Annotated in this window: 13 protein-coding genes, 4 tRNA genes and 1 riboswitch; of the genes, 7 read left to right on the forward strand and 10 right to left on the reverse strand. The window is 73.7% G+C overall.

What is annotated here, in order from left to right:
* Positions 1-199 precede the first annotated feature (199 nt).
* Entirely contained in the window at positions 200-2,095 is a 1,896-nt protein-coding gene (locus HDA43_RS29920) for a S9 family peptidase (protein ID WP_179827603.1), read from the reverse strand.
* A gap of 279 nt (positions 2,096-2,374) precedes the next feature.
* On the opposite strand from HDA43_RS29920, the gene HDA43_RS29925 reads away from it, so the two are divergent.
* Positions 2,375-3,808: a glutamate--cysteine ligase family protein gene (locus HDA43_RS29925; protein ID WP_179827604.1), complete on the forward strand. Its 1,434-nt coding sequence runs from the start codon at positions 2,375-2,377 to the stop codon at positions 3,806-3,808.
* Positions 3,809-4,003: 195 nt separating this feature from the next.
* Positions 4,004-5,047, forward strand: coding sequence for a hypothetical protein (locus HDA43_RS29930; protein WP_179827605.1), 1,044 nt, complete (start codon positions 4,004-4,006; stop codon positions 5,045-5,047).
* A gap of 17 nt (positions 5,048-5,064) precedes the next feature.
* Here the strand turns inward: HDA43_RS29930 and pcp are convergent, their stop codons facing one another.
* From pcp to HDA43_RS29975, 9 genes are all read right to left on the reverse strand, one after another.
* Complete coding sequence (pcp, locus tag HDA43_RS29935) at positions 5,065-5,685, reverse strand: pyroglutamyl-peptidase I (RefSeq protein ID WP_179827607.1); 621 nt, start codon at positions 5,683-5,685, stop codon at positions 5,065-5,067.
* A complete protein-coding gene (locus tag HDA43_RS29940) occupies positions 5,682-6,059 on the reverse strand; it encodes a thiol-disulfide oxidoreductase DCC family protein (protein WP_179827609.1) in 378 nt (125 codons plus the stop codon). Before HDA43_RS29940 ends, pcp begins: the two co-directional genes overlap by 4 nt.
* A 22-nt stretch (positions 6,060-6,081) precedes the next feature.
* Positions 6,082-7,005 carry a hypothetical protein gene (locus HDA43_RS29945; protein WP_312873610.1) on the reverse strand — a complete coding sequence of 308 codons (924 nt, stop codon included), beginning with the start codon at positions 7,003-7,005 and terminating at the stop codon, positions 6,082-6,084.
* Positions 7,006-7,065: 60 nt separating this feature from the next.
* Positions 7,066-7,938: a hypothetical protein gene (locus HDA43_RS29950; RefSeq protein ID WP_218912683.1), complete on the reverse strand. Its 873-nt coding sequence runs from the start codon at positions 7,936-7,938 to the stop codon at positions 7,066-7,068.
* A 231-nt stretch (positions 7,939-8,169) separates the two neighbouring features.
* Positions 8,170-8,241, reverse strand: a tRNA-Val gene (locus HDA43_RS29955).
* A gap of 12 nt (positions 8,242-8,253) precedes the next feature.
* Positions 8,254-8,325, reverse strand: a tRNA-Gly gene (locus HDA43_RS29960).
* 74 nt (positions 8,326-8,399) lie between these two features.
* Positions 8,400-8,470 (reverse strand) — tRNA-Cys (locus HDA43_RS29965).
* 24 nt (positions 8,471-8,494) lie between these two features.
* A tRNA-Gly gene (locus HDA43_RS29970) sits at positions 8,495-8,566 on the reverse strand.
* A gap of 163 nt (positions 8,567-8,729) precedes the next feature.
* Positions 8,730-10,685 carry an N-acetylmuramoyl-L-alanine amidase gene (locus tag HDA43_RS29975; RefSeq protein ID WP_179827611.1) on the reverse strand — a complete coding sequence of 652 codons (1,956 nt, stop codon included), beginning with the start codon at positions 10,683-10,685 and terminating at the stop codon, positions 8,730-8,732.
* A gap of 151 nt (positions 10,686-10,836) precedes the next feature.
* Between HDA43_RS29975 and HDA43_RS29980 the strand changes: the two genes are divergently transcribed.
* The 5 genes from HDA43_RS29980 (at position 10,837) to HDA43_RS30000 (ending at position 17,840) form a co-directional block, all read left to right on the forward strand.
* Positions 10,837-11,112 carry a hypothetical protein gene (locus HDA43_RS29980; protein ID WP_179827613.1) on the forward strand — a complete coding sequence of 92 codons (276 nt, stop codon included), beginning with the start codon at positions 10,837-10,839 and terminating at the stop codon, positions 11,110-11,112.
* A gap of 11 nt (positions 11,113-11,123) precedes the next feature.
* A complete protein-coding gene (glmS, locus tag HDA43_RS29985) occupies positions 11,124-12,944 on the forward strand; it encodes a glutamine--fructose-6-phosphate transaminase (isomerizing) (RefSeq protein WP_179827615.1) in 1,821 nt (606 codons plus the stop codon).
* Positions 12,945-13,040: 96 nt separating this feature from the next.
* Positions 13,041-14,105, forward strand: a complete 1,065-nt coding sequence (locus tag HDA43_RS29990) for a Bug family tripartite tricarboxylate transporter substrate binding protein (RefSeq protein WP_179827616.1) — start codon at positions 13,041-13,043, stop codon at positions 14,103-14,105.
* A riboswitch (cobalamin riboswitch) is annotated at positions 14,104-14,303 on the forward strand. Its footprint overlaps the gene before it by 2 nt.
* Positions 14,304-14,500: 197 nt before the next feature.
* Positions 14,501-16,705 carry a ribonucleoside-diphosphate reductase subunit alpha gene (locus HDA43_RS29995; protein WP_312873611.1) on the forward strand — a complete coding sequence of 735 codons (2,205 nt, stop codon included), beginning with the start codon at positions 14,501-14,503 and terminating at the stop codon, positions 16,703-16,705.
* 139 nt (positions 16,706-16,844) lie between these two features.
* On the forward strand, positions 16,845-17,840 hold the full coding sequence (locus HDA43_RS30000) for a ribonucleotide-diphosphate reductase subunit beta (protein ID WP_179827617.1): 996 nt from the start codon (positions 16,845-16,847) through the stop codon (positions 17,838-17,840).
* The last annotated feature ends 41 nt before the right edge of the window (positions 17,841-17,881 follow it).

Genomic DNA, 17,881 nt, shown 5'->3' on the forward strand with positions numbered 1-17,881 from the left:
TGCGGTTGCGGTTGCGGCTGCGGTCGCGGTGGCGGCGACGGTGGGGCGAACCGGTCGCGGCGGCGGGGCGAACCGGTCGGGGCCGCGGGCGGACATCGCCGTGACGAGACACGGCGGGCCCGCCGGCCGTGGACACGTTTTCGCGTCCACGGCCGGCGGGCCCGCGTCGGCTCCGCCGGGACGAACCGCCGGGAACTGCCTACGACAGGTGGCGCGACCACCATTCGAGGACGGCCTCGAACCGCTGCATGCGGTGCCGGGGGCGGCCGCTGCGGGTGAGCTCGTGGCCCTCACCGGGGAACAGCAGGAACTCCGCCGGGACGCCGTTGCGGCGCAGGGCGACGTACATCCGCTGCGCCTGCTCGACGGGGCAGCGCCAGTCCTCCTCGGAGTGGACCACGGCGAACGGGATGTCGATCTTGTCGGCGTGGTAGAGCGGGCTCATCGCGCGCTGGACCTCTAGGTCGGGGCCGCAGTAGGCGTCGGCGAAGAACCAGCCGATGTCGGAGGAGCCGGCGAAGGAGTCCCAGGCGTTGACCGCCCGCTCACTCCAGGCGGCCCTGAACCGCTCCCCGTGGTGGGCGGCCAGCCAGCTCGTCATGAACCCGCCGTAGGAGCCGCCCATCACGCCCACCCGCCCGGCGTCGCACTCCGGCCGCTCCAGCGCCGCGTCCAGCAGGGCGAGGACGTCATCGACGTCCACGGTGCCGAAGGCTCCGATGACCGCCTGGCCGTGGGCCTGGCCGTACCCGCCCGAGCCGCGCGGGTTGGGCAGGACCACCGCGTACCCCGCGCCGGCGTAGACCTGGGTCTCGTCGAAGAAACCCCAGCCGTGGTGGTAGAAGGGGCCGCCGTGCACGTTCAGCAGGACCGGGTGCGGCCCCTCGCCCTCGGGCAGGACGAGCCAGCCGTGGACCGGGTAGCCGTCGGGCGCCACCGCGGTGATCTCCTGGAGCGGGCGCACCCCGGCCAGCGGCCCGGAGAAGTCGGCGAGCCTGCCCTCGGGGGTGACCACCTCGCCGGGGCACTCGGGCGTGGAGACCACCGCGACGATCCGCCCGCCGTGCGCGGTGAAGGCGCTGACGGCCGCCCGCTCGCCGAGCACCCGGCCGAGCTTCTCCAGGGGCATGTCCTCGGCGGTCGCCGGGACGAGCAGCAGCTCGGTGGCGCCGCGCGTGCGCACCGCCACCAGGACGCCGTCCTCGACCGGTACGGGTTCCAGCGCCTCGCAGTCGACGGACTCCTCCTCGGTCATGCGCGTCCCGGCCGCGGGCTCGCCGCCGGTCCGCAGCGGGGCGCGGTAGAGGCCGGTGTTGCGGGCGACGGAGTGGATGCCGGAGAAGGCCGTGCCGAGGTAGAGCACCTCCCCGCCGGGAAGCGCCACCGGGTGGCTCGCGCGCCCCTCGCCGCGCACCACGAGGACCGGCGCGCCGCCCGCCGCGGGGACCGCGTACAGGTCGGTGTGCAGGCTGTCGCCGTCGAGGTCGCGGGGGGCCGAGACCAGCAGGTGCTCGCCGTCGGGGGTCCAGGCAGGGGTGTCGACGTCGTAGGGGCCGTCGGTCAGGCGCACCGGCTGGGGGATGTCGGCGAGGGCGTTGACCACGAACAGCGCCGACCGCCGGTCGAAGGTGAAGCCCACGCCGTCGCGCCGGTAGCTCAGGCCGGTGATGCGGCGCGGCGCCTCGGCGGCGGCGTCCACGCCCTCTTCGGTGCCGTAGCGGCCCTCCTCCGGGGCCCGCGCGACGAACGCGATCCGGCGGGAGTCGGGGGCCCAGACCGGTGCGCCGGCGCCGAGCGGCAGGTCGGTGATCGGACGCGGCTCGCCGCCGTGGGCGGGCATCACGTGCAGCTGCGGCCGGCCGCCCTCCTTCGCCCGCAGGAAGGCCACCCAGGCGCCGTCGGGGGAGACGCGGGGGGCGGTGTCGAGGTCGCCGTGGGTGAAGGGGACGGGCGGACCGTCCTGCGGCACCCGCCACAGGCTTCCGCGGTAGGCGTCCGCCTCCAGGTCGGGGCGGGCGACGTCGACCAGGAGGAGGTCGTCGTGCAGGGCGATGCTGCCGGGGACGTGCAGCAGGGCGAGGTCGTCAAGACGCATGACCTGGGACGTTATCACCGCGATCACCGCATTTGGAGAACGTTGAGGTGGTTTGTCGGTGTCGTCGGGGAGCGGACAAGGAAACCCGGCGCGACCCCGTCCCCGTCCGATGCGACCGCCGGGTGACCGGCGGGTGGCCGGTGCGGACGCCGCCGGGCCGCGGTGAGCCGCCCGCCCCCGTCGCGGATTGTGATCCATCCCCCACCCGCTCGGCTGATTAGAAGCCCTCACCTGGGAGAGTAGGAGGGGGTCACGAGGACCAACTGATCGGATGGTGCGATGGGCCAGCAACTCGACAAGGACCGGTTCTCCGAGGCGGAGTTCGTCCGCTTCGGCGAGCGGCTGGCGGAACAGGTGGCCACGCTGCGTGAGACGCTGGCCCGGCCCGGCTTCGGCGAGGGCCCGCTGACCATCGGTGCCGAGCTGGAGCTGTTCCTCACCACCCCCGACGGGCGGCCGCTCCACCGCAACCGGGAGGTGCGCGAGGCCGCGGCCGACGGCCGGCTGGTGTCGGAGCTGGGCCGGTTCAACCTGGAGGTCAACCTGACCCCGCTGCCGCTCGCCGGGCGGCCCTTCACCGCGATGGCCGCCGAGCTGCGCGAGACCATGGACCTGGTGGACAAGGCCGCGGCGGCGCAGGGCGGCCGGTCCGTGGCGATCGGGATCCTGCCCTCCCTCAGCGAGTTCGACTTCACCCACGAGGCGCTCAGCGACGAGGCCCGCTACCGGGCGATGACCCGGGGCATGCGCCGGCTGCGCGCCGAGCCGTTCCGGGTGCGCATCAGCGGCGCCGAGGAGCTGGAACTGGAGGTCGAGGGCGTCATCCTGGAGAGCGCCAACACCTCCTGGCAGGTCCACCTGCGTACGGCCCCGGCCGACTTCGCCCGCGTCTACAACGCCGCCCAGCTCGCCGTCGGCCCGGTCCTCGCGGTCAGCGGCAACTCGCCCGGCTTCCTGGGCAGGCGGCTGTGGGAGGAGACCAGGATCGCCCTGTTCGAGGAGGCGGCCGACGACCGCGACGTCGAGCGGCTCGACCGCAGGGACCGGCGGGTGGCCTTCGGCTCCGGGTGGGTCGGCGGCGCCGAGGAGCTGTTCGAGATGTGCGTCCGCGAGTACGAGCCGGTGGTGCCGGTGCTCACCGACGCCCCGGACACCGCGGGCGGGGCCCCGGAGCTGGCCGAGCTCCGGCTGCACCAGGGCATGGTGTGGCTGTGGAACCGGCCCGTCTACGACCCGGCCGACGGCGGCCACCTGCGGGTGGAGATGCGGGCGCTGCCCGCCGGGCCGACCCCCGCCGACATGGTGGCCAACGCCGCCTTCATGCTCGGCCTCACCCTGGCGATGGCCGACGAGCCGGTGCACGAGTCACCCTTCGCCGGCGCCTACCGCAACTTCTACCGCGCCGCGATCAGCGGCCTGGACGCCCCGATGTCCTGGCCGGGCCGGGACGGGGAGGTCCCCGCGCACCGGCTCGTCGAGGACCTGCTGCCCGTGGCCGCGGACGGCCTGGCGCGGGCCGGCGTCGAGGCGCGGGAGGCGGAGCGGGCGCTCGACGTCATCCGGGAACGCGCCGGGCGGCGCCGTACCGGCGCGGTCTGGCAGCGTGAGAAGCTCGCCGAGCTGGGCACCGACCCGGCGGCGCGGGCGCGCATGGTGACCCGCTACCAGGAGCTGGCGCTGACCGGGGAGCCGGTGCACACCTGGCCGCTGTGACGCCCTCCGCCGCCGCTCCGGGTCCCCGCGGCCGTCGGCAGGCCACTCGCGGCGCGCGGATCCGGCCGTCAGGGCCCCGGGGCAGGGGGCTTCGGGACAGGGGGGCTTCCGAATGATCCGGATCTCGGCATACTCGTGAACTCCACGTCTCGACCCGCCGGGCCCGGCGGCGACCGGAGGAGGAACGCCCCCCCCATGAGTGCGATGAAGACCACGGCCGTGGAGCCGTTCGAGCTGAGGCGGAACGACGGCGACCTGCCGGCCGGCGCCCGCGCGCTGGGCGAGCGGCTCGACCGCGTGCCCCTCGCCACCGTCCTGGCCAAGGCCAACCGGGTCGCCGTCAGGAAGGGGGCGTCCGGCGCCGGGGCGTTCACCGGCATGCGGCCCCGGCCGGTGGACTGGTACTGCTTCGACGACGCCGACAACGCCGCCACCGACTGGTACCCGCAGGGCCTGACCAGCTCCTCCGACGCAGGGACCCGTGGTGACGTGTTCGTGGTGAGCTGGTACTTCAAGCCGGCGAACGAGCCCGAGCGCGGCGTCCGGCTGTCCTTCCTCGACGCCGCGGCGCTGCGCTACCGGCACGTCCTGCTCGTGACGGCCCGGCCCGACGGCGGGATCGCCCCCATCGACATCCACGCCGGCGGCGTCGCCTGGTACGGCGACCTGCTGTACGTCGCCGACACCGGCCGCGGCCTGCGCGTCTTCGACACCCGGCACATCTACGAGGTGAACGGCGACTCCAAGACCACCATCGGCAGGAAGGGCGCGACCTACAACGCCTTCGGCTACCGCTACGTGATGCCGCAGACCGGCGCCTGGACCGCGACGGGCGACGCCCGGTTCTCCTTCGCCTCCGTCGACCGGACGGGCCCGGTGCACACCCTGGTCGGCGGCGAGTACGTCGACGCCCCCGGCACGCCCGGCAGGGTGGCCCGCTGGCCGCTCGCGCCCGGCGGCGGGCTGCGCGCCGACGCGGGCGGCGTCGCCGCGGCCCAGGACGCCTACCTGCTGCCCGAGCCCAGGATCCAGGGCGCGCTCTCCCACGGCGGCACCTGGTATCTCAGCCAGGCGGCCGGCTCGACGCGCAACGGCGTCCTGATCGTGGCCGGCGACACGGTCACCAGGCGGTCCTACCCGGTGGGCCCGGAGGACCTCACCTGCGTCCGCGAGCGCGGGACGCTGTGGAGCGTGACCGAGTTCGCGCGCCGCCGCGCGGTGTACGGCGTTCCGCTCTGACTCCGGGGCCTGCGCCGTCAGTGCAGGGAGCCGCCGACCAGGCGCAGGTCGCCGTCCATGGACGAGGCGGCGGTCACGATCGCGGTCAGCGCCTCGGCGACCAGGGCCGGCGGCATGGACGGCGCGGCCCGGTCGGCGACCTGCCCGGGGGCGAACGGCACGTGCACGAACCCGCCGCGGATGTCGGGCCGCTCGGTGGCGATCAGGTGCATCAGGCCGTAGAAGAGGTGGTTGCAGACGAACGTCCCGGCGCTCTGCGACACGCTCGCCGGCACCCCGACGGCCCGGGCCGCGGCCACGCACGCCTTCACCGGCAGCGTGGCGAAGTAGGCGGCGGGCCCGCCGCGCACCACCGGCTCGTCGATCGGCTGCCGCCCGGCGTTGTCGGGGATGCGGGCGTCGTCGAGGTTGACGGCCACCCGCTCGACCGTCACGTCGGCCCGGCCGCCGGCCTGCCCGACGCAGACGACCACCCGGGGGTCGTGTTCGGCGACGGCCTCCCGCAGCCGCTCCACCGCCGCGCCGAACACGCACGGCACCTGTACGGCCCGCACCCCGGGGACGAGGCCGACCGCCTCCCACGAGGGGTTGACGGTGTCGCCGTCGAACGGCTCGAAACCGGTGAGCAGGACGGTCATCGGTGTACCTCCGGTACGGAGCAGGCGGGGGTGCCGCCGGGCAGGCGGCCGCGGTTGGCGGAGACGAGCCGGTAGCCCCACCCCGCCACCTGCCGCAGCAGGGGGAGGCGCATCAGGGACCCCGCGGCGCTCCACGGCGGGCCCGCGGAGACCAGCAGCCTGGCGACGGCCTGCGCCCCACCGTACAGCCTGCCGTCCTCGGCCCACAGCACCTCGTGCTCGGCGCGCTCCCGGGTGGCGCCGAGCGCGGCCAGGTCGGCCGTCTGCAGGGGTACGGCACGGGCCCGGAGCCCGATCCGGCGCTCGGCGAACCGGACGCAGGATGTGCAGAAGCCGCAGTCGCCGTCGTAGACCAGCACCGGTTGTTCCGTCATGCGGTGACCATACCCAGACGAATCATCCGAGAACGGGCGGCCCGTCCCCGGGCGGCCCGTCGAGGTGGCGGAACGCCTCGTGCGCGGAGCGGACGCTGTCGCGCAGCGCCCGCTCCAGCCGCCCGGCGTCCCCGGCCAGCCGGTCGATCTCCGGTACGGCCGCCGAGTCGGCGCCGGTCTCGGCCAGGAGCTCCTCGTAGCGGGGGAGGCGCTCCCGCAGCAGCTCGATCTGCTCGTGGGCGCGCAGCGCCCGCTCGGCCTCGGTCACATGGCGGGCGTAACGTTCCAGGGCCTCGACGCGGGCGACGACGGCGGCCTCGCTGGCGGACAGCGCCCGCTCCAGCGGCGCCATGGCGGCGGCCACCTCCGGGGTGCCGCCGCCGTACAGCAGGTCGCGGTGCTCGCCGCGCAGCGCCGACAGCTTGGCCAGCAGCCGGGCGATCTGCCACTCCTCGGCGGGCAGCATCACCGAGTTGCGCACGTCGTCGAGCATGCCCAGGGCGTTGACCCGCGAGCGCATGACGGTGTCGACGGCCTGCCCGGTCCGCTCCAGCAGCGGCCCGGCGGCGTCGTCGAAGTCCTCGGGCAGGAGGTAGCGGCCCTCGTACCAGTGGGCGTGCCGGGCGATCTCGTGGTCGTCGGCGTCGTCATCCTCCTCGCCGCCCTCGGGGAACTGCTGGGAGGCGAGCGTGCCGATCAGCGCCACGAAGGCGAGCATCCCGATCAGGAAGAAGGGGAGCCGCCCGATGTTCATGGCGAGCAGGCCCAGCAGGACGCCCGACAGGACGACGACGCGGACCTTGGGCGCGCGGGCCTTGCGTTCCTCGCGGGCCGGTACGGGGGCGGGCTGCCAGCCGGCCCTGACCCGGGACAGCAGCCGGGCGTTCCGGCGGAACAGCTCGGCCACCTCCGCCGGCACCTCCGGGTCGACCGTCACCCGCTGCACGGGCTCACTCCCTTCGCACGGTGGGGATCGTCTCGTCCGCCTCGGCCGCCGGGACGCCGGTCAGCCTTCGAGATACCGGAACGCCTCGTGGGCGGAGCGGACGCTGTCGCGCAGCGCCTGCTGCAGCCGGGCGGCGTCCTCGCTCAGGGTGCCGATCTCCGGCGCGGAGAAGCGGGCGGCGCCCGTCTCCGCGACGAGCTGCTCGTACTCCGGCAGGTGGGCGAGCAGGGCCTCGATCTGCCCCCGCGACGCCAGCGCGCGGTCGGCCCGCGCCACGTGGCGGGCGTAGCGCTCCAGGGCCTCGACGCGGGCGACGACGGCGGCCTCGCTGGCGGCCAGCGCCCGCTCCAGCGGCGCCATGGCGGCGGCCACCTCCGGCGTCCGGCCGCCGCGGGCCAGGTGGCGGTGCCTGGCCCGCAGGGCCGACAGCTTGGTCAGCAGCCGGGCGATCTCCCATTCCTCGGCGGGCAGCATCACCGAGTTGCGCACGCTGTCGAGCATGCCCATGGCGTTGACCCGCGAGCCCATGATGCGGTCGATCGCCTGCTGCACCCGGCCGAGCAGGGCCCGCGAGGGGACGTCGAAGTCCTCCAGGACCAGGAATCGGCCCTGGTACAGCCGCGAGTGCCGGTACAGCACGCGCTCCACCGAGTCGGCCGGCAGGGGCTTCCTGGCGAGGTGGACGCAGGCGAGGACCATCAGGTAGACGGTGCAGAGGGTGGCCAGGAACAGCCCGGTCGCGCCGGTGAGCAGCGTGACGAGGACCGTCAGGACCGTCAGCGCCCCGAGGGGGATCAGGGCGGCGACGGGGACGCGCGGACCGCTCGGCTCGGGGTTCCAGCCGGTCCGGTAGCGGGAGAGCAGCGGGCCGTTCCGCCGCATGAGGTCGGCGACGTCCGCGGGTACCTCCGGATCGACCACCACACGCAGCACAGGCTCGCCCCTTTCGCGATGGTCAAAAGAGCATAAGCGATGAGTGGATTCTGGGTTATGTACCGATGCTGCCTCCTGCCGATCTCCGGCGCGTACCGGAAACGCGGGGAACCCGGAAGGAGAACCGCGGCGGGACGGCAGGAACGGCAGGTCCGAAGCGGGTGATCGGCGGCGGGAACGGCCGGGAGAACGAAGAGATCCCCGGGTCGGGGACCCGGGGATCTCTGTCGGTGGACGATACTGGGATTGAACCAGTGACCTCTTCCGTGTCAGGGAAGCGCTCTCCCGCTGAGCTAATCGTCCTCGGAAAACCAGAGCGGAAGACGGGATTCGAACCCGCGACCCTCACCTTGGCAAGGTGATGCTCTACCACTGAGCCACTTCCGCGTGCTCCCCGGCTTGCGGGCCGGGACACATGCGCTACTTTACCGGATCCTCGCGGGTCCGGCGTCCGCGCGCCGAGGTGGAGACGGGATTTGAACCCGTGTACACGGCTTTGCAGGCCGTTGCCTCGCCTCTCGGCCACTCCACCAGTCAGACCCCTGAGGGTCTGCCGAGCGGAAGACGGGATTCGAACCCGCGACCCTCACCTTGGCAAGGTGATGCTCTACCACTGAGCCACTTCCGCGTGCTCCCCGGCCTGTCGTCCGGGGCACGAGAAAACTCTAGCGCCTCCGGAGCGTGCTTGCGCGCAACCGGGGGACAACCAGGCGATGATCGGGGGGCGGAGCGCGGATTTCCGGGTGGCTCCCGGCCGGACCCGGGGCGCCCCGGGCCCTGTCGCGCGGCCCTCAGCCGGGCACCACCGTGACGTCCTCCGCCCGGACGAACATGACCCGGTGGCCGAACTGGATCTGGTGGTAGCGCGTCCGGCCCGCGATGACGCGGTGGGACGCCGGGGAGAAGCCGCCCGTGTGGAGGTAGGAGGCGCGGCGGGTCAGGCCGAGGCTGTAGAACTGCCCGGCCGGGAGGGTGTACTGCAGGGGGGCCGGCTGCTGCACCGGTATGCCCGGCGGGTAGGCCGACGCCTCCGGGTAGGCCCTGCCGTACACCTTGACGGAGGCGAGGCCGGGGCGGGGCGTCACCAGGGGGCCGGAGGCGGGCACGGACCTGCGGGCCCCCGCCGGGTCGTAGAACCAGGCCCGCTGCCCGAGGTACCAGATCGCGGTCCAGTCGCCGCGGCGGCCGGCGAAGGCGTAACGCTGGCCGGTGGAGGCCCGTCCCGCGTGGTCGTACACGCTGTAGGTGGACGCGCCGGTGGGGTGCTTGCCGATGTCGCGGACCAGCGGCGAGGCGGGGGAGGGGCGGACGTGCAGCCAGACCGTTCCGGACCCGCGGCGGCACCGGCCCGACTTGGCGCAGCCGCTGAAGAAGGACGTGTTGGCGGCGTAGTCGGGCTTGATCATCACGGAGCGCGCCGAGTTCGCCGGGCGCGCCCCGGCCGCCGCCGAGACGAGGGAGACCTCCCGGCCGCGGACACCGGTCAGCGGGCTGCCGAGCAGCGTGAAGTAGTGGTCCCAGTCCCAGTAGGGGCCGGGGTCCTCGTGCATGCCCTGCACCGTCGCCGGGGTGGCGCCGGGCACGTTGTCGTGGCCGAGGATGTGCGCCCGGTCTAAGGGGACGTCGTACTTGCGGGCGAGGTAGCGGACCAGGCGGGCCGAGGCCCGGTACATCGCCTCGGTGTACCAGGCGCCCCCCCTGGCGAGGTAGCCCTCGTGCTCCAGGCCGATGGAGCGGGAGTTGAAGTACCAGTTGCCCGCGTGCCAGCCGACGTCGTCGGCCCGCAGGTGCTGGGCGATGTGGCCGTCGCTGGAGCGCAGGGTGAAGTGCCAGCTCACGTAGGTGGGGTCCTTGACCAGCCGGGTCATGACGTCGTAGGGCGACTCCCCGTCGTGGATGACGATGTAGTCGATCGGGCGGGTCCCCGGGTAGCGGTCGTGGTTGCCGTGGCCGCCCTTCCTCAGCCGCCGGTAGGCGGCCGGGAGCCACTCGCAGGCCAGGGCGGGCGGGCAGTCGGGGGCGGTGGACGCCGGGGCGGCGGGCAGTCCGGTCTCCCCGGGCCCCCGCTCCGGCGTCGCGGCGGGGTCGGCGGGCAGGACCACCCGCTCGCCGTCGTCGGTCACCCGCGCGGCGCCGGAACGGATCGTCGCGTACACCTCGTCGGCGAACGCCGCGGCGGTCCCGGCGTCCGTGGCGCCGGAGTAGCGGGCCACCGCGCCGTACCAGCCCGCCGGGTCCGCCCCGGGCCGCCCGCCGGCGCGCCGCTGGTGGTCGGCCAGCAGCGCGGCGCCGCCCAGGATGTTGGCCGAGGGGTCCCGGCGGAGCTCGGCGGGGGCGAGGCCGGTCAACTCCGCGGCCCGGTGCAGGGTGTCGGCGGGCGGTACGGCCCGCGGCGCGGCGGCCCGCTCGTCCCCGACGGACTCCCGGGCCGCGTCTCCGGACGGGTGCGCCGTGTCCCCGGCGTCCCCGGCCGGTTGCGTGGCGGCCGCGGCCGCCATGGCGCCCGCGGAGGGGTCGACCAGGTGCATCGGGCCGTAACCCGCCGACACGCTGGGCAGGCCGTCGTGGGCGTCCCACCGGGATTCCAGGTAGGAGACCGCCAGCAGCACGCTCTCCGGCACGCCGTACCTCAGCGCGGCCCGGGCGAAGGCCGCCTGCCGGCCGGCCGGGGACGACGCTCCCGCCGGGGGCGGCGGGACCAGCAGGGTCAGGGCGGCAAGGACGGCGGGGCCCGTCAGACGGCGCATGGTGTTCCTCCGGCCAGTTGGCTACCCAGGGTTATGAGAGACTACTCACCGTCCCAGGGTGCGGGCGCCGTACGGCTGAGGGCGGGATCTCTGCCCGAAACCGGGCAGGAAAATTGGTAATTGACGTTGATTATGCGTATGGTCCTGCCCTGTGGCCGCGGCATGGCAGTCCCATGAGGAGCTGATTACCCACCTGGTCCGGACGAGCTCCCTCGGCCCGGGCGAGGCGGCGCGGGTCGTGGCGGACGTGCTGGCCTACTTCTCCGAGCCCGTCGAGGAGTTCGTCCGGCGCCGTCACGCCGAGCTCAAGGCCAAGGGGCTGGTCAACGACCAGATCTTCCCCCGGATCGCCGCCGAGCTGCCCGCCCGGCGCGTCGCGGCACCCCAACTCACCCTGCGCCAGCTGCGCCGGATCGTCTACGGGTAAGGAGCGGACACATGTGCGGGATCGTGGCCTACGTGGGGCCTAAGGACGCGGCGCCGATTCTGCTGGAGGGTCTCGCGCGGCTGGAGCACCGCGGCTACGACTCGGCCGGCCTGGTGGTCTCCAACAAGGGCCTGAAGATGCGCAAGGTCAAGGGCCGGGTGGGCGACCTGGCCGCCGTCGTGCCCGCGCGCTTCAAGGGGACCCTGGGCATCGGGCACACCCGCTGGGCCACCCACGGCGCGCCCAGCGACGCCAACGCCCACCCCCACCTGTCCACCGACGAGCGCGTCGCGGTCGTGCACAACGGCGTCATCGAGAACGCCGACGAGCTGCGCGCCAAACTGGAGGCGGACGGCGCGGTCTTCGTCTCCGAGACCGACACCGAGGTGCTGGCGCACCTGATCGCCCGCACCGTCGAGGAGTCCGACTCGCTGGAGGAGGCGGTCCGCACCGCGCTCAAGCGGATCGTCGGCACCTACGGCATCGCGGTGATCGACGCCCGGCGGCCCGGCGAGGTGGTCGTGGCGCGCAACGGCAGCCCGATCGTGCTGGGCATCGGCGAGAAGGAGATGTTCGCCGCCTCCGACGTCGCGGCCCTGGTCCGCTACACCCGCCAGGTGGTCCACCTGGAGGACGGCGAGCTCGCGGTGCTGCGGGCCGACGGCTTCACCACGTTCGGCGGCGACGCGCGGGAGACCGCCAAGGAGCCGCTGACCGTCGACTGGGAGGCCGGCCACTACGACACCGGCGGCTACGAGCACTACCTGCTCAAGGAGATCTCCGAGCAGCCCGAGACGGTGGCCCGCACGCTGCGCGGCCGCCTCGACGACCGCTTCCACATCGCCCACCTGGGCGGCCTCAACATGGACGCGCGGGAGAGCCGGTCGTTCCGCCGCGTGAAGATCATCGGCTGCGGGTCCGCCTACTACTCCGGCCAGATCGGCGCCCAGCTCATCGAGGAGCTGGCGCGCATCCCGGCCGACGCCGAGCCGGCCAGCGAGTTCCGCTACCGCAGCCCCGTGGTGGAGCCCGACACCCTGTACGTGGCGATCAGCCAGTCGGGGGAGACCTACGACACCCTCGCCGCCGTCCAGGAGCTCAAGCGCAAGGGCGGGCGGGTGCTCGGCATCGTCAACACCGTGGGCAGCGCGATCGCCCGCGAGTGCGACGGCGGCGTGTACCTGCACGCGGGTCCCGAGGTGTCGGTGGCCAGCACCAAGGCGTTCACCTCGACCGCCGTGGCGTTCGCGCTGCTCGCGCTGCACCTGGGCCGGGTGCGCGACCTGTCCCCGGCCGACGGCCGCCGCATCTGCGAGGGCCTGCGCCGGCTGCCCCGCCAGATCGAGGAGATCCTCGCGCTGGAACCGCAGATCAAGGAGCTGGCGGACAAGTACGCCGACGCGGCGAGCATGATGTTCGTGGGCCGGGTCCGCGGCTACCCGGTGGCCCGCGAGGGCGCGCAGAAGCTCAAGGAGATCTCCTACGTGCACGCCGAGGCCTACCCGGCCAGCGAGCTCAAGCACGGGCCGCTGGCGCTGATCGGCCCGGAGACGCCGACCGTGGCGATCGTCCCCGACGACGAGCTGCTGGACAAGAACCTCACCACGCTGGGCGAGATCCGGGCGCGCGGCGGCCGGGTGCTCATGGTCGGGCACCGTACGGCCGACCCGAAGCTGGCCGACGACTGCGTGGTGGTGCCCAGGAACGAGATCGAGCTGGACCCGATCCTGCTGACGATCCCGCTCCAGCTGCTGGCCTACCACGCCGCCGTGGCGCTGGGCCGCGACGTCGACAAGCCCCGCAACCTCGCCAAGAGCGTCACCGTGGAGTGACCCCGCCGTTCCTCCTCCCGGCAACCCCACCATATGTCACAGAAAGTGACATAGGTGTAACCTGAGGTATCGGGGGTCTCGGGGGGAGGGCGCGTCGTGCACCGAAGGCGGTTCTTCTCGTTCGCCGTCGGGCTCGCCGTCCTCGGCGGCTGCGGCGGCTGCGGCGGCCCCGACCGGCCGTTCACCGGCGGGCTGACCCTCATCGTGCCCGCGGGCCGCGGGCACGACTGGGACCCCCTCGCCCGCGGCATGGCCGCGGTCGTGGACGAGGAGGGGCTGGCGCGGGCGACCACGGTGGAGAACCACCCGGACGGCCCGGCGGGCGACGCCCTGGCGGCGCTCGCCGGGCCGCCGTCCCGGGAGCGGTCCGCCCGCGGGCCGTTCCCCCGCGAGCCGTTCTCCCGCGCCGGGAGGCTGCTCCTCGCCGGGATGCCCGCGGTGGCCGGGGCGGAGATCGCCGACACCGCCGCCGTGGCCGACTCCACCACCCCGCTGGCCCGGCTGGCCGGCGACTGGGCGGCCCTGGTCGTCCTGCCCGGCTCCCGCCTGCGCTCCTTCGAGGACCTCGCCGCGCTGCTGCGCCGCGACCCGGGCGGGCTGGTGATGGGCGGGCGCCTGGAGGGCGGCTCCGACCACGTGCTCTACGGCATGATCGCCAAATGCCTCGGGGTGGACGCCCGGCTGCTGCAGTACGCCGGGTACCCCGGCACCGCCGACGCCGTCGAGGCGCTCCGTGACGGCCGGGTGGCCGCGATCCTGGGCTCGGCGCGCTCCTTCACGCGCGAGATCGCCGCGGGCCGCCTGCGGCCCCTGGTGGTCTCCTCCGCCGACCGGCTCCCCGGGATCGACGCGCCGACGCTGATGGAGATGGACGTCCGGCTGGAGTACACCGACTGGTGCGGGGTGTTCGGCCCGCGGGACATGAGCCCGGACGACCGGGACCGGGCCGTGGCCCTGTGCGACGCCCTCGACGCCTCGCCGCGCTGGCGGGCCATGTGCGAGGCCAGGGGCTGGAGCCGGGTCTACCTCAGCGGCGACGACTTCCGCCAGTGGCTGACCGGCGAGACCGACCGGGCCCGGGACGTGCTCCGTGATCTCGGTTTGCTGAAAGCCTTCGCCACAACCTGTTGGGGTAGTTGCGTCCGCCGCCACTACATGTAGGATCCTCGTCGTTGCCGGCTCGCCTTCCTGTGAAGGCGAGGCAAGAGGGAACCCGGTGGGAATCCGGGGCTGCCCCGCAGCGGTGAACGGGAACGACCGCCGTCAGGTGAGCACTGGGCCATGCCCGGGAAGCGACGGCCAGTAGGCATGTGCCAGGCGCCCGTGAGTCCGAAGACCTGCCGGCGACGGGGGAGGGGACCGGACCGGGTGCCGGGGGCCGCGCGAGGCGGCCCCGGGGCGCGCGGCGCGGCCGTCTCTCCCGCACAGATGTCCAGGGCCTCGAGGGCGGGCCCGCGGACGAGGCGGCCCGGCATGCCCGCGGACCGTTCTCCGACGCGTGCCCTCACCCGGCGGGAGCCGTACAGGGAAGCACCGAGCACGCCAGGGAGAAGCACGTGGCACCGATCGTGGCCGACGCCGCCGAAGAGACCGGGCAGGCACGCGAGGATCTGGCCGGCCGCCGGCTGGCCATCGAGGAGGCCGCCGCCCGGGTGGTCACCGATCCGGAGAACTCCAAGGTCGCCGCCGGCCTGCTGGCCGGACTGATCGCCGACGAGGCCGCCGCCCACGGCGTGCGGACCTTCGCCGGGTCCGTCGCCGCCGCCCACGCCGCCGGGCTGCTGCAGGACGGCCTGGCCGCCTTCGTGGCGGCGCACGCCGCCGAGCTGGACGCCCTCGTCGACGACGCCGCCGACGCCCGGTTCGAGTACTTCGGCCTGCGCACGGTCTACGACCGCTACCTGCTGCGCCACCCCGAGACCCGCGGCGTGCTGGAACGCCCGCAGCACTTCTTCCTGCGGGTGGCGTGCGGCCTGTCGGAGACGGTCGAGGAGGCCGCCGAGCTGTACCGGCTCATGTCCACCCTGGCCTACCTGCCCAGTTCGCCCACCCTGTTCAACTCCGGGGCGCGCCGGCCCCAGCTGTCCTCCTGCTTCCTGCTCGACTCGCCCCGCGACGAGCTGGAGGCGATCTACGAGCGGTACGGGCAGGTCGCGCGGCTGTCGAAGTACGCCGGGGGCATCGGCGTCTCCTGGACCCGGATCCGCTCACGCGGCTCGCTGATCCGCGGCACCAACGGCCACTCCAACGGCGTCGTGCCGTGGCTGCGCACCCTGGACGCGAGCGTCGCCGCGGTCAACCAGGGCGGCCGCCGCAAGGGCGCGGCCTGCGTCTACCTGGAGACCTGGCACGCCGACATCGAGGACTTCCTGGAGCTGCGCGACAACACCGGCGAGGAGTCCCGCCGCACGCACAACCTGAACCTCGCCAACTGGATCCCCGACGAGTTCATGCGCCGCGTCGAGGCCGACGGCACCTGGTCGCTGTTCGACCCCAGGGAGGTCCCGCACCTCACCGACCTGTACGGCGAGGCGTTCGACACGGCCTACCGCGCCGCCGAGGCCGAGGGCCGCTACGTCCGCCAGGTCCCCGCCCGCGCCCTGTACGGCCGGATGATGCGCACCCTCGCCCAGACCGGCAACGGCTGGATGACCTTCAAGGACGCCGCCAACCGCACCTCCAACCAGACGGCCCGCCCCGGGAACGTCATCCACCTGTCGAACCTCTGCACCGAGATCCTGGAGGTCACCAGCGACGCCGAGACGGCCGTGTGCAACCTCGGCTCGATCAACCTCGCCGCCCACCTCGACGGCGGGCGGATGGACTGGGCGCGGCTGCGCGCCACCGTCCGCACCGCCGTACGGTTCCTGGACCGCACGATCGACCTGGGCTTCTACCCGACCCCCGAGGCCGAGGCCGCCAACCGCAGGTGGCGGCCGATCGGGCTGGGCCTGATGGGCCTGGCCGACGTGTTCTTCACGCTGCGGCTGCCGTTCGACTCCCCGGAGGCGCTGGAGCTGTCCACCCGGATCTCCGAGGAGATCGCGCTCGCCGCCTACGCCACCTCCGCCGACCTGGCCGTCGAGCGGGGCCGCCACCCCTCCTACGACGAGACCCGCGCCGCCCGCGGCGTGCTGCACCCCGACCACTACGGCGCCGGGCGGTCGGCCGAGTGGGCGGCGCTGCGGGCCAGGATCGCCGGGACGGGCCTGCGCAACTCGCTCATGATCGCGATCGCGCCCACCGCGACCATCGCCTCCATCGCCGGCTGCTACGAGTGCATCGAGCCCCAGGTCTCCAACGTCTTCAAGCGCGAGACCCTCTCGGGAGAGTTCCTCCAGGTCAACCGCTACCTGGTCCGCGACCTCGCCGAGCGCGGCCTGTGGACCCCGCAGATCCGCGACGCGATCAAGCGGGCCGACGGCTCCGTCCAGGACGTCCCCGGCGTGCCCGACGACCTCAGGGCGCTCTACCGCACCGCCTGGGAGCTGCCGCAGAAGGCGCTCATCGACCTGGCCGCCGCGCGCATGCCGTACATCGACCAGTCGCAGTCGCTGAACCTCTTCATGGCCACGCCGACCATCGGCAAGCTCTCCTCGATGTACGCCTACGCCTGGAAGTCCGGCCTGAAGACGACCTACTACCTGCGGTCCCGTCCGGCCACCCGGATCGCGCAGACCACCGTGGCCAGGGCCGTCCCCGAGCCGGAGGCCGTCGCCTGCTCGCTGGAGAACCCCGAGTACTGCGAGGCCTGCCAGTAGCGCCCGCCGCGCGGGCGTCCCCTCGCGGGCGCCCGCGCCGCGTCCCGCTTCCCCGATCCGGCACCGCGCCCGGATCGCCGCGCGTCCGTCGCGCGTCTCCTCGTCCCGCTTCACCCGAACCCCACGGAGGGCTCCGCCGATGCTGCTCGACCCCGGAATGGACCTCACGCTGCGCCCCATGCGCTACCCGGACTTCTACGAGCGCTACCGCGCCGCGATCCGCAACACCTGGACCGTGGAGGAGGTGGACCTCTCCTCCGACCTGCCCGACCTCGCCAGGATGACGGCCGAGGAACGCCACCTGATCAACCGGCTCGTCGCCTTCTTCGCCACCGGCGACTCGATCGTGGCCAACAACCTCGTCCTCAACCTCTACCGGCACGTCAACGCCCCCGAGGCGCGGCTGTACCTCAGCAGGCAGCTGTTCGAGGAGGCGGTGCACGTCCAGTTCTACCTGACCCTGCTGGACACCTACCTGCCCGACCACGACGAGCGGGTCCGGGCCTTCGCCGCGGTCGAGCACATACCCTCGATCCGGGACAAGGCCGAGTTCTGCTTCCGGTGGATCGACTCGCTCGGCGGGCTGGACCGCCTGGAGACCCGCGAGGACCGGCGGGCGTTCCTGCTCAACCTGATCTGCTTCGCCGCGTGCATCGAGGGACTGTTCTTCTACGGCGCCTTCGCCTACGTCTACTGGTTCCGCTCCCGGGGCCTGCTGGGCGGCCTGGCCACCGGGACCAACTGGGTGTTCCGCGACGAGTCCATGCACATGGAGTTCGCCTTCTCCGTGGTGGACACCGTACGGGCAGAGGAGCCCGAACTGTTCGACGACGAGCTGGGCGGGCAGGTCACCCGGATGCTGGAGGAGGCGGTGGCCGCCGAGCTGGCCTTCGCCGCCGACCTGTGCGGCGACGGGCTGCCCGGGATGGAGGTGGACCGGATGCGGCAGTACCTTGAGTACGTGGCCGACCAGCGCCTGGTCCGGCTCGGGTTGCCCGTCAGGTACGGCACCGCCAACCCCTTCGCCTTCATGGAGCTGCAGGACGTCCAGGAACTCGCCAACTTCTTCGAGCGGCGCGTTTCGGCCTACCAGATAGCCGTTGAGGGGAACGTCACATTCGACGAGTCCTTCTGAATACGCGGCGGGCCCGTGGGCAACCCCCGTGAGGGGACCGA

The sequence above is a fragment of the Streptosporangium sandarakinum genome (genome assembly GCF_013409935.1).
In the GTDB taxonomy this organism is placed as follows: Bacteria; Actinomycetota; Actinomycetes; order Streptosporangiales; family Streptosporangiaceae; genus Streptosporangium; species Streptosporangium nondiastaticum.